The 13,081-nt window shown below is 40.4% G+C and carries 19 protein-coding genes and 1 pseudogene; 9 read left to right on the top strand and 11 right to left on the bottom strand.

Going from position 1 to position 13,081, the window contains the following annotated elements; all coding sequences use genetic code 11:
- Window positions 1-100: 100 nt before the first annotated feature.
- Complete coding sequence (locus NYE49_RS13590; RefSeq protein ID WP_047182939.1) at window positions 101-295, bottom strand: carboxymuconolactone decarboxylase family protein; 195 nt, start codon at window positions 293-295, stop codon at window positions 101-103.
- Between the two features lie 182 nt (window positions 296-477).
- Here NYE49_RS13590 and adhR point away from each other — a divergent pair, with 182 nt between their 5' ends.
- On the top strand, window positions 478-900 hold the full coding sequence (gene adhR / locus NYE49_RS13585; RefSeq protein WP_004398725.1) for an aldehyde stress transcriptional regulator AdhR: 423 nt from the start codon (window positions 478-480) through the stop codon (window positions 898-900).
- 261 nt (window positions 901-1,161) lie between these two features.
- Here the strand turns inward: adhR and NYE49_RS13580 are convergent, their stop codons facing one another.
- From NYE49_RS13580 to NYE49_RS13560, 5 genes are read right to left on the bottom strand one after another with little or no spacing between them, the layout of a single operon-like run.
- Complete coding sequence (locus NYE49_RS13580) at window positions 1,162-1,461, bottom strand: spore coat protein (protein WP_047182938.1); 300 nt, start codon at window positions 1,459-1,461, stop codon at window positions 1,162-1,164.
- 15 nt (window positions 1,462-1,476) lie between these two features.
- The gene (locus NYE49_RS13575) at window positions 1,477-1,674 is read right to left on the bottom strand and encodes a hypothetical protein (RefSeq protein ID WP_014480384.1); all 198 of its coding nucleotides are present in this window, start codon (window positions 1,672-1,674) and stop codon (window positions 1,477-1,479) included.
- Window positions 1,675-1,692: 18 nt separating this feature from the next.
- Window positions 1,693-2,829: a zinc-dependent alcohol dehydrogenase gene (locus NYE49_RS13570; RefSeq protein ID WP_174616768.1), complete on the bottom strand. Its 1,137-nt coding sequence runs from the start codon at window positions 2,827-2,829 to the stop codon at window positions 1,693-1,695.
- Between the two features lie 17 nt (window positions 2,830-2,846).
- Window positions 2,847-3,215 carry a spore coat protein gene (locus tag NYE49_RS13565; RefSeq protein ID WP_009967868.1) on the bottom strand — a complete coding sequence of 123 codons (369 nt, stop codon included), beginning with the start codon at window positions 3,213-3,215 and terminating at the stop codon, window positions 2,847-2,849.
- A gap of 17 nt (window positions 3,216-3,232) precedes the next feature.
- The gene (locus NYE49_RS13560; protein ID WP_014477469.1) at window positions 3,233-3,478 is read right to left on the bottom strand and encodes a hypothetical protein; all 246 of its coding nucleotides are present in this window, start codon (window positions 3,476-3,478) and stop codon (window positions 3,233-3,235) included.
- Between the two features lie 274 nt (window positions 3,479-3,752).
- Between NYE49_RS13560 and NYE49_RS13555 the strand changes: the two genes are divergently transcribed.
- From NYE49_RS13555 to NYE49_RS13540, 4 genes are all read left to right on the top strand, one after another.
- Window positions 3,753-4,139 carry a VOC family protein gene (locus tag NYE49_RS13555; protein ID WP_015251599.1) on the top strand — a complete coding sequence of 129 codons (387 nt, stop codon included), beginning with the start codon at window positions 3,753-3,755 and terminating at the stop codon, window positions 4,137-4,139.
- A 142-nt stretch (window positions 4,140-4,281) separates the two neighbouring features.
- Entirely contained in the window at window positions 4,282-4,368 is an 87-nt protein-coding gene (locus NYE49_RS13550) for a hypothetical protein (protein ID WP_144413666.1), read from the top strand.
- A gap of 273 nt (window positions 4,369-4,641) precedes the next feature.
- On the top strand, window positions 4,642-5,001 hold the full coding sequence (locus NYE49_RS13545; protein ID WP_119899611.1) for an SH3 domain-containing protein: 360 nt from the start codon (window positions 4,642-4,644) through the stop codon (window positions 4,999-5,001).
- Between the two features lie 51 nt (window positions 5,002-5,052).
- Entirely contained in the window at window positions 5,053-5,409 is a 357-nt protein-coding gene (locus tag NYE49_RS13540) for an SH3 domain-containing protein (RefSeq protein ID WP_004398671.1), read from the top strand.
- 408 nt (window positions 5,410-5,817) lie between these two features.
- On the opposite strand, the gene NYE49_RS13535 is transcribed toward NYE49_RS13540, so the two are convergent.
- Together NYE49_RS13535 and NYE49_RS13530 are read right to left on the bottom strand one after the other, a co-directional pair.
- A complete protein-coding gene (locus NYE49_RS13535) occupies window positions 5,818-6,633 on the bottom strand; it encodes an alpha/beta hydrolase (RefSeq protein WP_047182935.1) in 816 nt (271 codons plus the stop codon).
- A gap of 136 nt (window positions 6,634-6,769) precedes the next feature.
- Window positions 6,770-7,033, bottom strand: coding sequence for a CD3324 family protein (locus NYE49_RS13530; RefSeq protein WP_015384191.1), 264 nt, complete (start codon window positions 7,031-7,033; stop codon window positions 6,770-6,772).
- 443 nt (window positions 7,034-7,476) lie between these two features.
- On the opposite strand from NYE49_RS13530, the gene csn reads away from it, so the two are divergent.
- Complete coding sequence (csn, locus tag NYE49_RS13525) at window positions 7,477-8,310, top strand: chitosanase (RefSeq protein WP_047182934.1); 834 nt, start codon at window positions 7,477-7,479, stop codon at window positions 8,308-8,310.
- A 158-nt stretch (window positions 8,311-8,468) separates the two neighbouring features.
- Here the strand turns inward: csn and NYE49_RS13520 are convergent, their stop codons facing one another.
- Window positions 8,469-9,449 (bottom strand): aldo/keto reductase, encoded by a 981-nt coding sequence (locus tag NYE49_RS13520; protein WP_029318151.1) that lies wholly within the window; start codon window positions 9,447-9,449, stop codon window positions 8,469-8,471.
- Window positions 9,450-9,584: 135 nt separating this feature from the next.
- Between NYE49_RS13520 and sigZ the strand changes: the two genes are divergently transcribed.
- The 3 genes and pseudogenes from sigZ (at window position 9,585) to NYE49_RS13505 (ending at window position 11,197) form a co-directional block, all read left to right on the top strand.
- Window positions 9,585-10,115: an RNA polymerase sigma factor SigZ gene (gene sigZ / locus NYE49_RS13515; protein ID WP_021480181.1), complete on the top strand. Its 531-nt coding sequence runs from the start codon at window positions 9,585-9,587 to the stop codon at window positions 10,113-10,115.
- Between the two features lie 133 nt (window positions 10,116-10,248).
- A complete protein-coding gene (locus NYE49_RS13510) occupies window positions 10,249-11,004 on the top strand; it encodes a metal-binding protein ZinT (RefSeq protein ID WP_015384187.1) in 756 nt (251 codons plus the stop codon).
- A gap of 63 nt (window positions 11,005-11,067) precedes the next feature.
- A pseudogene (locus tag NYE49_RS13505) lies at window positions 11,068-11,197 on the top strand (hypothetical protein).
- A 301-nt stretch (window positions 11,198-11,498) separates the two neighbouring features.
- Here the strand turns inward: NYE49_RS13505 and NYE49_RS13500 are convergent.
- Both NYE49_RS13500 and NYE49_RS13495 read right to left on the bottom strand, forming a co-directional pair.
- Entirely contained in the window at window positions 11,499-11,576 is a 78-nt protein-coding gene (locus tag NYE49_RS13500) for a YjcZ family sporulation protein (RefSeq protein ID WP_072175780.1), read from the bottom strand.
- Between the two features lie 572 nt (window positions 11,577-12,148).
- On the bottom strand, window positions 12,149-12,856 hold the full coding sequence (locus tag NYE49_RS13495; RefSeq protein ID WP_015483480.1) for a YrpD family protein: 708 nt from the start codon (window positions 12,854-12,856) through the stop codon (window positions 12,149-12,151).
- Window positions 12,857-13,081 lie beyond the last annotated feature (225 nt).

Below are 13,081 nucleotides of genomic sequence, written 5' to 3'. Positions count from 1 at the left end.
GTTGTAAAAAAACATGCACTTATTTATGTTTTATGGTGTCTTCAACATAACGATAAACCTTAAAGTCTGCTTTAAGGCAAGGGTTTTTTTAAAATAGCATTTAAAATGAACCTGATTTATAAGGTGAGCTACAGTCAGCAATTAACGCAGAAACTGTAATCATGCTGCGATCCCGGGGTGAAAGTTCTTCCTCTCTTGCCCAAATGTCACCGAATAGAACATCATCATGAAGTTCAGCAAACTTTGGCGCAAATTCTCCTAATTGTTCTCTTCCGGCAGTTTGTTTATTTGCCATTCAGCAATCCCTCCATCTAAACTGTTTTTATTGCATGGAGAAGTATAGAGCTTAAAGTGTGCTTTAAGACAAGTCCCGAATATATAAACCCAGATTCAGCAGCTAACCACTTGTTTTGAGCTTGACTTAAAGTTAACTTTAAGTGTTACCTTCACAACATGCAGGATAGAGAGGTGAAGATCATGAATATTGCTCAGGTGGCAAAGCAGTTTGGCCTGACAGCCGCAACACTCAGATATTACGAACGTGTAGGATTAATCCCGCCTGTAAAACGAAAAGACAGCGGCATTCGCGACTATGATGAAGAAGATATCAAATGGATTGAATTCATTAAATGCATGCGAAATGCGGGACTATCGATAGAAGCGCTAATTGAATATACAACATTATTTACCGAAGGTGACCGTACGGTAGAAGCTCGAAAAAATATCCTGGCTGACGAACGACAGCGGCTGATAGAGAAGCGGAAAGAAATTGATGAAACAATTAAGAGATTAGACACAAAAATTAAAGATTATGATGGGAAATTGCGCGAAAATGAGGCAAAGCTCAAAAGCAGGCCTAAAACGGAAAGTCTTCACGGATCAGTGGAGCAAAGAAGGTAGCATTCTTTGCGTGTGAAGAGGGCAGGTTAAAACCAAGGATTTTGATTCTGGCCTGTTTTCTCCATCAAGAGATCGCATAAAAAGAGGTGGTTACGATTCCTTATTTGGATTGGAGAATTTGCAAACATTATCGGAGAACAGATGGAGAAAAGCGGTTAATCTATTTACGGTCATAGGACCCGAACAAACAGTGCTCATTTTGAAGCTGAGGAACAGTTGTGCACAATCAATACTGTTCCTCAGCAAATCACTCATTGTATGTTAAAGGGTTGGCAATTGAATGGCTGTATCAATATTTTTTAAATTCAGCTTGACTTGTTCGTCTGTGTTCCAAGGATGGTACCAGCCTTTTTCCATCATATAGCTTGAGAGTTGTTCGTGCATATCGAGTGCTTCTTCCAAATGACGGACAAGGACCTCCTTCACTTCAGGCGTTCCGGCTTCAGTTGCTGCCATCGCATAATTTCTGACTCCGTTTTTTGCTGCAATTAATAAGTCCATAGCAATGATTTGGTCTGTTAGAACATTCATGCCGGTCAGATATTCAATGATAGGATTCATTATTCAATCATCTCCTCATTCATGCTTTGCATTAGATAAAATAGAGGCGAATTCCTGCAGCTGCCGTGTGGTGATGTCAACGTCTTGCTGCATGATTTCTTTAAGCTTCGGATCAGATACCAGTGCTTTCATTGTTTTAGATTTCGTCAAACAAAGTGTCTTGAAAGCAGTCATTTCTTGAACCTCAAGCACTTCATGTAAGGCGTATTCCATTTCTGTAACCTCCGTTTTTTAAGGCTTTAACACAACTTTGATACAATCATCCATTTTTGAATCAAAAATGTCATAGCCATGCTTGGCTTCACTAAGCGGCAGGACATGGCTGACAACATCTCCCGGATCAATTTTGCCTGTCGATACTAGTTCAAACATGTACGGCATATAGTGGATCACCGGAGCCTGTCCAGAGCGTATATTGACGTTTCGCTGCATAATATCTCCTAACGGAAAACCGTTATATCTGCCTCCATACACACCTGTAATTTGTATGGTTCCTCCTTTGCGAACAGCTTGGGAAGCAATGACCAATGCACTCATCGTTCCGCCATGAAGCTTTAATCCGCTGGCAAGGAACTCGAGATCGCTCATTTTACCATCCATCCCAACAGCGTCAATGACTACATCCGCTCCGCCTTTCGTGATTTCCTTTAAATAATTCCCTGTATTCTCATGGTCTTCAAAATTAACGATTTCTACTTTGTTTGTACGTTTCGCATGCTGTAAGCGATAGTTTACATAGTCAACTGCTATGACGCGTTTTGCGCCTTTTAGCCAACAAAACTTTTGAGCAAACAGGCCGACTGGTCCGCAGCCGAGAACGATAACAGTATCGCCGTCTTTTACACCGGCATTGTCCACACTCCAAAAGCCGGTGGTCATAGCATCGGCAATCACGCTTAATTTCTCATCGGGTTCCTCACAAGATTCAGGGATTTTAAAATGGGTAAAATTCGCAAACGGCACTCTTAAATATTCAGCTTGCCCGCCTGGATAACCGCCAGTTTGCCCTGAATAACCGAAATAAGCACCCATATCTCCGTTGTCATTCGATTGATCACATTGGCTTTCCAGCTGGTTTTTACAAAAAAAACATTCACCGCAGGCGATCGTAAAAGGGATAATGACGCGGTCTCCTTTTTTTACCTTTGTAACCCCTGGCCCAACTTCTTCAACAATTCCCATCGCTTCATGGCCAATGACATAGTCTTCTTGCATATTAGGAATGAATCCATGGATTAAGTGTAAATCTGATCCGCAAATGGCTGTACTGGTGACTTTGATAATCATGTCATCGGATTTTTCAATCTTTGGATCGGGGACATCTTTGACAACAACATTTTTAATGCCTTGATACGTTACTGCCTTCATGCTTAAAACCTCCAGTGTTAGTGTTCATCAGGTGTCCGGTCAAACATCCCTTTTCGATTTGTTTCATCAGGAAAGAGGTTCATATTGCCGACCATGATCGTGTTTTTTGCAGAAAGCTGATCCAGCTTATACTGTTCGCTCAGCTCATATGGATGGAACCATTTTTTGCTGATCATCAGTTCCGTAATCTCTTGGTGCATCGCAATTCCTTGCATCAGCTGTTTCCGCAGCAAGGCTCTTACATCTGGTGAAGCGGTTTCTGTCAAAGCTACAGCAGTATTCCTTACGCCTTCCTTAGCTCGTATAAGAAAATCCATCGCGAATGTAGTGTCTGCTAGTTCAGGCACATTCAGCGAATTAATGGGGTCTAAATGATCATTATTCAAAGAGGCTTACCTTCCTTTCAATTGATGATTGGCGTTGGGCGGCTTTGAGGGACAGGGGCCTGAAATGAGGCACGCTCATACACCGCCTGTAATTCAGTAAGGTCTTGAATGGATTGCTGCACATCTTTTTGCATCAAGTCCTTCAGTTCTTGGTCAAACACAAGCCCTTGCATTAACTTTGATTTCGCTATACAAAGTGTTTTAAAGTTCACGATTTCATGTAAGTCAACAGCCTCGTGAGCTGCCAATGTTTGATGATCCATATTGATGTAACCTCCTTTTATCAACGTTACATTTCCCGAAATGACGTTGAAGCATACAGAAAGTACACTCGGTATCATTTTTTGTTTTAAGAATCGCTGTTTTTGCTCGTTAGCGTACATTTCTTATGACATGGAATAAACTGCACTTAAATCTGAAATAAGGTGAAGTATGGAAATTTATTTACGTAAACTTGACATAGTGCTGTCAGGTTTCCTTTTGTATCATTAAATTGGATGACCAGTAAAAAGTATGGTTTTATAGGAGGCACTCGATATGAAGCTGTTACAAATTAGACTGTTGGTGAATGATTTTAAGAAAAGCGTCGAGTTTTACAAAGATTCATTAGGACTTCCAATAAGTTGGTTAGAGAATGAAATGGAATATGCACTCTTTGATAATGGGGAAACGAAAATAGAGCTTTTATCTCGAGAAACGATGGCTGAAATCGTTGGAGAGGAAAAAAAGTCCTTGGAAGGAGAAGCTCAATCAAAATTTTTGCTTCAGTTTAAGGTAGAAGATGTTGATAAAACATATGACGATTTACACGAAAAAGGAGTTAAATGTGTGAATAAACCGCATGATCGCAAGGAATGGAGTGCCCGAGTTGCTCACTTCAGAGATCCAGATCATAATCTGATTGAAATATATAAAATGTTATGATTTTTCGACTTGCAAAATCATAGAATAACGTTTGATAACGTACCTCATCATTTTTATACGCCCTGGTAAAAGAAAGCAAAGTCATAATAGGTTGCGGACACTGAACTTGCAGCATTTACGCTGATTTGTTTGGTGTCCGTTTTTGATTGGTGAAAAAGGTGGAGTATCCATGAATCGAGGAGAAGCGTGGATACAAGGAAGCAGTACACTGATTGAGTTAATTGGTTGACACGAAGCCGCTTAATCCATGTCCTTTTTCCGGATTGTCAATCGTGCAAATGATTAAGAGCCAAATTGAACACACCATCAATATCAAGCCTGACTACCATTTATTTTGTATCCTTAATTGTCGAAAACATAGGAATAATTCCACTTTTGAAAGATCTAGTTTATGGTACATTGATAAATATATGGGAGGGGAGGGGGCATGGTATCTGAAAGTAAATCCTTAACTGGATGTAAGAAAGTCAAACGTACGGCATTTATAAGGGGAGGGTATAAGGTGAATAAGTTAAAGAGGCTAAGTATGCTAACGGTGATGATTGCATCTTTGTTCATTTTTTCTAGCCATGCACTTGCAGCTCAGTATTATACGGTTTCAACAAGCAGCGGTGCTCCTGTCAATATGCGCAGCGGCCCAGGTACAAGTTGGGGAATTGTAACGACCATTCCGAGCGGAACCCGCATCCCGATCTATTGCTACAAAACCGGTACAACTGTAACTGGAAAGTATGGAACGAGTAATATTTGGAATTACACAGAGCGGACGCTTGCCAGCGGGGAGATCGTTCCTGGATTTGTCTCTGATACATATATGTATACAGGCTCAGACGGTCCGGTTGTTCCTAAATGCAGCTGGTAGCATTGTTCTATTGTTTCTTAAAATGAAGGAATTGAAGAAAGAGGGATGACATTGACTAAACTGAAAATGCTGAGTATGTTAACCGTTATGATTGCATCTTTATTCATTTTTTCCAGTCAGGCACTTGCCGTTCAGTACTTTACTGTCTCAACAAGCAGCGGTGCGCCTGTCAATATGCGCAGCGGTCCTGGTACAAATTATCCTATTATGCTTTCCATTCCGAGCGGCTCCCGTGTTCCTTATTATTGTTACGCTTATGGAACGACTGTTACAGGGAAGTATGGAACGAGTAATATCTGGGACCAAATCCAGTGGAAAGATTCCCGGGGTGTCGTGAATATTGGATATGTTTCTGACACATATGTGTACACAGGTTCAGACGGCCCTGTCGGTTACAAATGCAATTAGCTAAATACTCCGTACAATAGAATCTCTTCTTAAGGGCCTATCTAGGACGAACCATACCAACAACAATAGTTGGTATGGTTTTTGTTGCGATGAAGTCTTCCATACCTGCATTTGTGGTGATTTTCAAAAGAGATTCATGATGTTAGACACTGGTTGTTGTTGAGGACAAAATAACGAGCCGCTTTAGAGTTGTATCTAATGGTATAAAATACGGAATTAAGATAGGAAATAATCAATAGGAGAACGTAATGTACAAACCTATTTTTCGATGAAATCCCTAATATCACTTTGGTTAAACATCTCACATTGCGTTCTCGTTAGTGAAAAGTTCTTTTTACGCTTCGTGAAATCTTCTCTAATTCTATAGTTAGTTTTACCTGTCCTATTATAAAAAATTTTAATCAATCCTTAACACGTATGTTTCTTTTCTTTTTCTAACATATCGTGTAACCTCTCAGAAAATTCTTTATGGTACATTGTGTACCCCGTATGATTTCCGGGGAATTCAACCAATTCTGTTTCAAATTGTTCCGCTAGGGCGTTCGCGCAACGATAAGGAAAAAGCTCCCGAGAAGCACTTCCGCCAGCTGGGAGTACCTTCATCGGTGAAGATGTAAACACAGTTTTTAATGCTTCGAAATCTAATGTATAGTTGAGAATTCCTTGAATTTCATACTCAGTGAAATACGTTGAATTGCCGAGAAGCCGCTTTGTCAGCACAGCCTTTGATTGTTCGTCTGTCTCTAATCTTGACATTAACTTAATGACTTCACTTCGATGATTTTTCTTAAGGTCTTCCATAAATTGCTCGGCTTGTTTCAGCTCATTTCCATGCAGAAGCTGCAATAAGATTGGTTCGTGTGGGATCATGACATGTACTTGTTCGGGATGGCGTATGCACAGATCAAGCCCGATAACAGCCCCGGAGCTGCTTCCAAATACGTATGCCGGCTTATTGGTGATTTTGGCTAGAAGACGGTGAGCATCGTCACTGTGTGTTTCCACACGGTAATCCTCAATCTGATTGGCGAGATTGCTGCGGGAATGGCCGCGGCGATCGTAAGTAACAACCGAGTACCAGTTAGCCAGATGATTGGCAACTTGATGGAACTTGTCGGCATCACCGCCTCCGCCATGAACCAAAAGAATGATGGGACCTGAGCCACGCACCTGATAGTGGATGTTCGCGCCGGGTACTTGCAACGTTCCATTGTTTATCGTCATTTGTAGGACCTTCCTTTCTTCTCATCTCCCTTAACTTTACACAATTGGCCAATGGTATCATATGCAGGAAATAACTAAGAAACAAACTCGCCATATAAAAAGCACTGATTATATTTCATCAGTGCTTCCGTTTTGTTTATTTAGAGTAGACAATTTTTTTTATTGTTTCATCAGAGAGGTGATATTCATCAGATAATTGATGAATGGTTTTGCCGTTTTTAAATGCTTTTTTAATAGAAGCGTTTCTGTCATCGATCAGCTTTCTTGTTCCTGAACACGCACCCCATTTTTGATGAGAGGATTCAGGTTTAGGGATATATATTGTTTTTCCTTGAACATACTTTTGAATTTCCGATATCAGCTTTTCAGGTAAAATAGCGGTTGCTTTTACATATGCCATTTCTGCCAGCTCCTTATTTTTTTATGTCAAATAAGGTGCAAAGCCACTATATCAGAAAAGCTTACTTGGGCGATCTTTTAGAAAGTCTACCCCATGCAAAGTATCGCCTTCCCAATAATAGGCTTTGCATGGGACGTTGCGGAATCTGGCATTCTCATCTTGCTTGCCATTTACATCACCTCCCTAACGATTTTCGATGATCATTTCCATTATAAAATAGAGTAAAGCCTTATGGCATCTTGTTAATTAAAGTTGAAGCAGTATGAAAATCAAGGGACCTTCCAAGTGAGAGGGGCTAAGGCTGATTGGCAATCAAAAGAGTAAGATTCAAGCTATATTACTTTAGGTTCAAAATATTGACAAATTGATGTATTTTCAACAATAGGGCAGTCTCTTCATGTATACTGAGTCTGTATTTACAATATTTAGAAAGGGGAAGTGCAATGAAAATCAGTATGCAAACAGCAGATTTTTGGAAAAAAACAGCGATCTCATTACTTGTTTTCACCATGTTTTTTACCCTGATGATGAGCGAAACGGTTTTTGCGGCGGGACTGAATAAAGATCAAAAGCGCCGGGCGGAACAGCTGACAAGTATCTTTGAAAACGGCACAACGGAGATCCAATATGGATATGTAGAGCGATTGGATGACGGGCGAGGCTATACATGCGGACGGGCAGGCTTTACAACGGCTACCGGGGATGCATTGGAAGTAGTGGAAGTATACACAAAGGCAGTTCCGAATAACAAACTGAAAAAGTATCTGCCTGAATTGCGCCGTCTGGCCAAGGAAGAAAGCGATGATACAAGCAATCTCAAGGGATTCGCTTCTGCCTGGAAGTCGCTTGCGAATGATAAGGAATTTCGCGCCGCCCAAGACAAAGTAAATGACCGTTTGTATTATCAGCCTGCCATGAAACGATCGGATAATGCCGGACTAAAAACAGCATTGGCAAGAGCTGTGATGTACGATACGGTTATTCAGCATGGCGATGGTGATGACCCTGACTCTTTTTATGCCTTGATTAAACGTACGAACAAAAAAGCGGGCGGATCACCTAAAGACGGAATAGACGAGAAGAAGTGGTTAAATAAATTCTTGGACGTACGCTATGACGATCTGATGAATCCGGCCAATCATGACACCCGTGACGAATGGAGAGAATCAGTTGCCCGTGTGGACGTGCTTCGCTCTATCGCCAAGGAGAACAACTATAATCTAAACGGACCAATTCATGTTCGTTCTAACGAGTACGGTAATTTCGTAATCAAATAAGCATTAAATGAATAAAACGGCAGCGTTTTTGTCGATGTTTAGCCAGCATTTTCAGCATGATGTGGAAAAGACAAGAGACAAACAAGCTCTTGTCTTTCCTAATATGATAGTTCAGTATAAATATATAAGAAAAATGTCAGTATTGAGTAATGAATGTATCACCAGGCGTATGCCTCAGGTGTCTCTCCTCCAGGTCCGGGAAAGATATCATTTAACATGCGGAGAATCTCCTTATCCAGACTGATTTCAACGGCTTTTATCGTATCACGCAGCTGCTCAACCGTTCGTGGTCCAATGATCGGCGCAGTTAAAACTGGATTCGCCAGCACCCATGCCAAAGCCACATTTGCTTCTTTTTCTCCTAGTTCTTTGCATAAATCTGAAAATTTCTCGAGTTGCAAACGATGTTTTTCAATTAAATCTGCTCTTTTTGCTGTACGAATTCCGGCATTGCTTTTCAATGCCTTCCCGCCAAGAAGCCCTCCTGCAAGGGGACTCCACGCCACTACTCCTAAACCAAGATCCCGTGCAGCCGGCAGCACTTCCATCTCAGCTGTTCGTTCTAATAAACTATACTTATGCTGTTCAGTGACGAGTCCCATGAATCGCCGTTTTTCAGCTTCAGCTTGCGCTTTAACTAAATGCCAGCCTGCAAAATTACTGGATCCAATATAGTCTACTTTGCCGGAGCGAACCTGAGTCTCAAAAGCTTCCCATATCTCATCCCACGGTGTCCGCCTATCGATATGATGCATTTGGTACAATTCGATATGATCTGTCTGAAGCCGCTTCAGTGATCCTTCCAGATGACGTCTGATTTTGTATAGAGACAAGCCCCTCATATCATTTGGTCCGTCATTCGGATCAGAAATCGGTTCATATACTTTTGTCGCCAGAACAACTTTCTCGCGGCGCTGTCCTCCTTGTGCAAACCATTTTCCAATGATGCTCTCTGTCAATCCTGCGTTTTTGCCCCAGCCGTAAATATTGGCAGTATCAAAAAATTGAATGCCGTTATCAAGCGCTTCATCCATGATACGGAACGCAGTCTTTTCGTCTGTATCAACTCCAAAATTCATCGTGCCTAAACATAAACGGCTCACCCGCAATCCTGTTCTCCCTAAATAGGTATACTCCACAACAAACCTCTCCTTTATCATTATTTTTTGCAACAGCTGCAATACAATTGATTCAACAATTGTTTCGCTCTTTGTTACGATTAAAAAGACGAAGCAAATGTAAAGCAGACGCAAAATTATAGGAGGTTTTTTCAAATGAATATAGAGGATCTATGGGATCAATTTCATCAGCCGTTAAAAACATATATTTCACATAGGGTTAACGATCAATCTATCGTTGATGACCTCTTGCAAATCGTATTTATGAAAATACAAGTGCATCTCCCAAATCTGATCGATGAACAAAAGATCGACAGCTGGATTTATCGGATCACTAGAAATACGATTATTGATTTTTACCGTACAAAAAAAACAAGCGAAATATTGCCTGATGTTCTACATTTTAATGACAGTGCAGAGGAAGAAAATTTCACCAAGGAAGCAACTGTGTGTATTCGATCGACCATCAAACGGTTGCCTGAAAAGTATCGAGAGGCTCTCGAGTTAACTGAATTCCAGGGGTTATCACAAAAAGAGTTGAGTGAAAAGCTCGGCATTTCTTACTCGGGAGCAAAATCAAGGGTACAACGCGGACGGAGAAAATTAAAACAGCTGCTTGAGGGGTGCTGTCATATTGAAGCGGATCGATATGGAAATATCGTAGACTTTCGCATTTTAAAGGAATAACTGATGAACATAGTCAGTTATTCCTTTAAAATAGGCCATCCGCATGAAAAGCATTTTCCCTTTGATGTTTGCAAGAGATGCATGTATAATATAAATCGTAATGTTTTCGATTTAATAAAAAAGGAGTGTTGGAATGAACATTTTATTTTCAAAGCGGCTAGGCATATTAACGATTGGTTCATTACTAGTTTTGGCAGGATGTCAGACTTCCGGTTCTTCTGCAGGTGAGTCTAATCAAACAACATCATCCTCAGCAGTTGAAGAAGACTCTTCCAAAACGCAAGAGCAAACATCTGACAGTCATACACACGAACATTCTCACGATCATAGTCATGCGCATGATGAAGAAACAGAAAAAATATATGAAGGCTATTTTAAAAACAGCCAAGTAAAGGATCGCTTACTTTCTGATTGGGAAGGAGATTGGCAATCTGTATATCCATACCTGCAAGATGGTACTCTTGACGAAGTGTTTTCATATAAATCAGAATACGAAGGCGGCAAGACAGCTGAAGAATATAAAGAGTATTATAAAAAAGGCTATCAAACAGATGTTGACCGTATTGTAATCCAGAAAGATACTGTAACGTTCTTCAAAAATGGAAAAGAATATTCTGGTAAGTATACGTATGACGGATACGAAATTCTAACCTATGATGCGGGCAATAGAGGGGTAAGATACATATTCAAACTAGCTAAAAAAGCAGAAGGGCTGCCTCAGTATATTCAGTTTAGTGATCATAGTATTTACCCGACTAAAGCTAGTCATTACCATCTCTATTGGGGGGACGACCGTGAAGCTTTACTTGATGAAGTCAAAAACTGGCCTACCTACTACCCGTCAAAAATGGATGGACACGATATTGCCCATGAGATGATGGCTCATTAAATGATGATTACTCTATGAAAGTTGTTCTGCCATAGCCATTTTTTTCTGTGGAGAATTGATAGAATGGGTAAAAAACTGATTGAGACCATTCAGGATCCGCCACATTATTGTGACGTGCATACCTTGAGTTCATCCCACATGAAGAGTAGAAGAAACCTATTTCAAAATAAAATCATTGGATGTATGGCAGTAGATTCCGCTTGAAATCTATAGGCTTATACAAAGCAAAAAAGAGACCCAAAGACCGCAAAGCTTCTTCAAGAAAGCTTTGCGGTCTTTTATATGATTCATCTCACCATAAAAAGGTATTTCAACTTTCTCTTTTGATCGACAATAGTCCATAAAGAGAAGAACATTTCCCTCACAAGTCGTGGCAGTAATCTCCATAGGTGTGTTTGCATGGCCCCACTTTAATGGTTTTGTTTAAATCTAATAAAAACAGACGCCATAAAGATTTCTTATGGCGTCTGATGGATATGAGGTAAGGTGTGTTCTTAATAGCCACCAAAGAAAGATGTCCCAACGATGATTAATAGGATGAATAGAACTACAATTAATGGAAATGACCTCATAACATCACCTTCCTTAAAAGAGGATAGTACATGATATGCAGATCGAGCTTATTCGATAGTGATACTAGTTTAATTGATGTAAAAATATTTTTTAGCCTAAGGCTGGACTGCTAACTGATCTATATTAGTTATGGGATCATACTTATCATTTTGGAATGAATCCGTTTCAAAGTGATGTGTTGTTCTCGGCCAATCGCTGGCTAATCTTCCTGATGCAATCGAGCTATATGAAGACATCCCTCTTTTATGGAATTACACCCAAAACTTCTCTCTCTTGCAGACCCTTAATCATTTGACTTGCATATCGAGCGTAAGCATGCCTCATCTAATAATAAAGTGCATTTGTTTTAACATTTTTAAGACAGTGATGCACACCTTTTGCGTTGAGCAAATGGAACAGGTTCAGAAGGGGCGAGCTGCTCCTTACTTTACCCAGATAAAAGACGGAGATAGACGGCATGTACCGAAGCTAACTGAAAGTTAAATTGAAATGAAAAAAGGGGCATGTTAAGCCCCCTTTAAGACTATCGAGAGCTTCTCAATAGCCTAACGCATTGTATGTTTAACATGTTTTAATTTTTCACAACGGATAAACTGACACTGTTGCCTGAGACAGTTACTTTTGCGAAGTCTTGTGTATCAATTACAGGTGTTATTGCTTTGTTGTCGATGGTGATGTTTGTAAAAGATGTTGAAAAATTTGATTTGATAGATTGGCGTGAACCTGTTGTTGCAACTGTAGCGAGCGCTTTCCATTTTGAGATGGAGCCGACATTTGTTTTGCTGATTTCTGAAATGAGACGGCCGTTGTATCCCGCATTGTTCGTGCCCCAGTATGTAGCGCGGGTATTGCCGTTAAGGTTTTTGTAGATGGTAAGTTGTACGGTGCTGCCGGGACGGAAGCCTTTCGTATTCGTGAATTGGCTTCCTCCTTCGAGGTACTGAACCTGATCCTGCCCTTTTGAACCAACTTTCATATATGGTTTCCATACATTATATTTATCACTGTACTGAAACCCGATATCGGATTCTGTGCCTCCGCTAAAGCCAGAGTAGATGTAGGCTGTCCCATTTGAAACCTGAATGGAGCTAGGAAGCTGGATTTTCGTAACAAAAATGGCACCAGTGCTGTTCAAGTAAGCCCTCCCGCCGATTCCATCAGTTAGCTGTGATGCAGCTTCTGCGGTTTTTGGGCTAATAATACCCGGCACATCTACTGCACATGTGCCAAAAAGCACAGTTGCCGTAAGCGCACCCGCAAGCAGTCCTTTTTTCATCATCATTATTTCCCCCTATTATTATAATTAAAAAACGCTATCATCTTGTATTATAAAACATTATGAAAATAATTCCATAATTAACATGCAAATAGACACAGGATTTACACATTATGACTTTTTATATCTGGCAAACGGTCGATTCGCAATCTCGAAAAATGTCCTGTGAAGTGTACATGTTACGATAACTTTTCAATCGATACTTGTGCTTTATTGAAATAGAAAAGC

Source organism: Bacillus sp. FSL L8-0358, from assembly GCF_038593095.1.
Taxonomy (GTDB): Bacteria; Bacillota; Bacilli; order Bacillales; family Bacillaceae; genus Bacillus; species Bacillus subtilis.
Note: the sequence above shows the minus strand (reverse complement) of the source record. Positions and strands in the feature narration are given on the sequence as shown.

What these genes read in the sequence shown, in the direction of transcription:
- NYE49_RS13510 (WP_015384187.1), top strand. Translation starts at nt 10,249, where the DNA reads ATGAACATTTTATTTTCAAAGCGGCTAGGCATATTAACGATTGGTTCA.
- NYE49_RS13500 (WP_072175780.1), bottom strand. Translation starts at nt 11,576, where the DNA reads ATGAGGTCATTTCCATTAATTGTAGTTCTATTCATCCTATTAATCATC.
- NYE49_RS13530 (WP_015384191.1), bottom strand. Translation starts at nt 7,033, where the DNA reads ATGGCATATGTAAAAGCAACCGCTATTTTACCTGAAAAGCTGATATCG.
- NYE49_RS13560 (WP_014477469.1), bottom strand. Translation starts at nt 3,478, where the DNA reads ATGGATCATCAAACATTGGCAGCTCACGAGGCTGTTGACTTACATGAA.
- NYE49_RS13495 (WP_015483480.1), bottom strand. Translation starts at nt 12,856, where the DNA reads ATGATGAAAAAAGGACTGCTTGCGGGTGCGCTTACGGCAACTGTGCTT.
- csn (WP_047182934.1), top strand. Translation starts at nt 7,477, where the DNA reads ATGAAAATCAGTATGCAAACAGCAGATTTTTGGAAAAAAACAGCGATC.
- NYE49_RS13570 (WP_174616768.1), bottom strand. Translation starts at nt 2,829, where the DNA reads ATGAAGGCAGTAACGTATCAAGGCATTAAAAATGTTGTTGTCAAAGAT.
- NYE49_RS13555 (WP_015251599.1), top strand. Translation starts at nt 3,753, where the DNA reads ATGAAGCTGTTACAAATTAGACTGTTGGTGAATGATTTTAAGAAAAGC.
- sigZ (WP_021480181.1), top strand. Translation starts at nt 9,585, where the DNA reads ATGAATATAGAGGATCTATGGGATCAATTTCATCAGCCGTTAAAAACA.
- NYE49_RS13535 (WP_047182935.1), bottom strand. Translation starts at nt 6,633, where the DNA reads ATGACGATAAACAATGGAACGTTGCAAGTACCCGGCGCGAACATCCAC.
- adhR (WP_004398725.1), top strand. Translation starts at nt 478, where the DNA reads ATGAATATTGCTCAGGTGGCAAAGCAGTTTGGCCTGACAGCCGCAACA.
- NYE49_RS13575 (WP_014480384.1), bottom strand. Translation starts at nt 1,674, where the DNA reads ATGGAATACGCCTTACATGAAGTGCTTGAGGTTCAAGAAATGACTGCT.
- NYE49_RS13580 (WP_047182938.1), bottom strand. Translation starts at nt 1,461, where the DNA reads ATGAATCCTATCATTGAATATCTGACCGGCATGAATGTTCTAACAGAC.
- NYE49_RS13590 (WP_047182939.1), bottom strand. Translation starts at nt 295, where the DNA reads ATGGCAAATAAACAAACTGCCGGAAGAGAACAATTAGGAGAATTTGCG.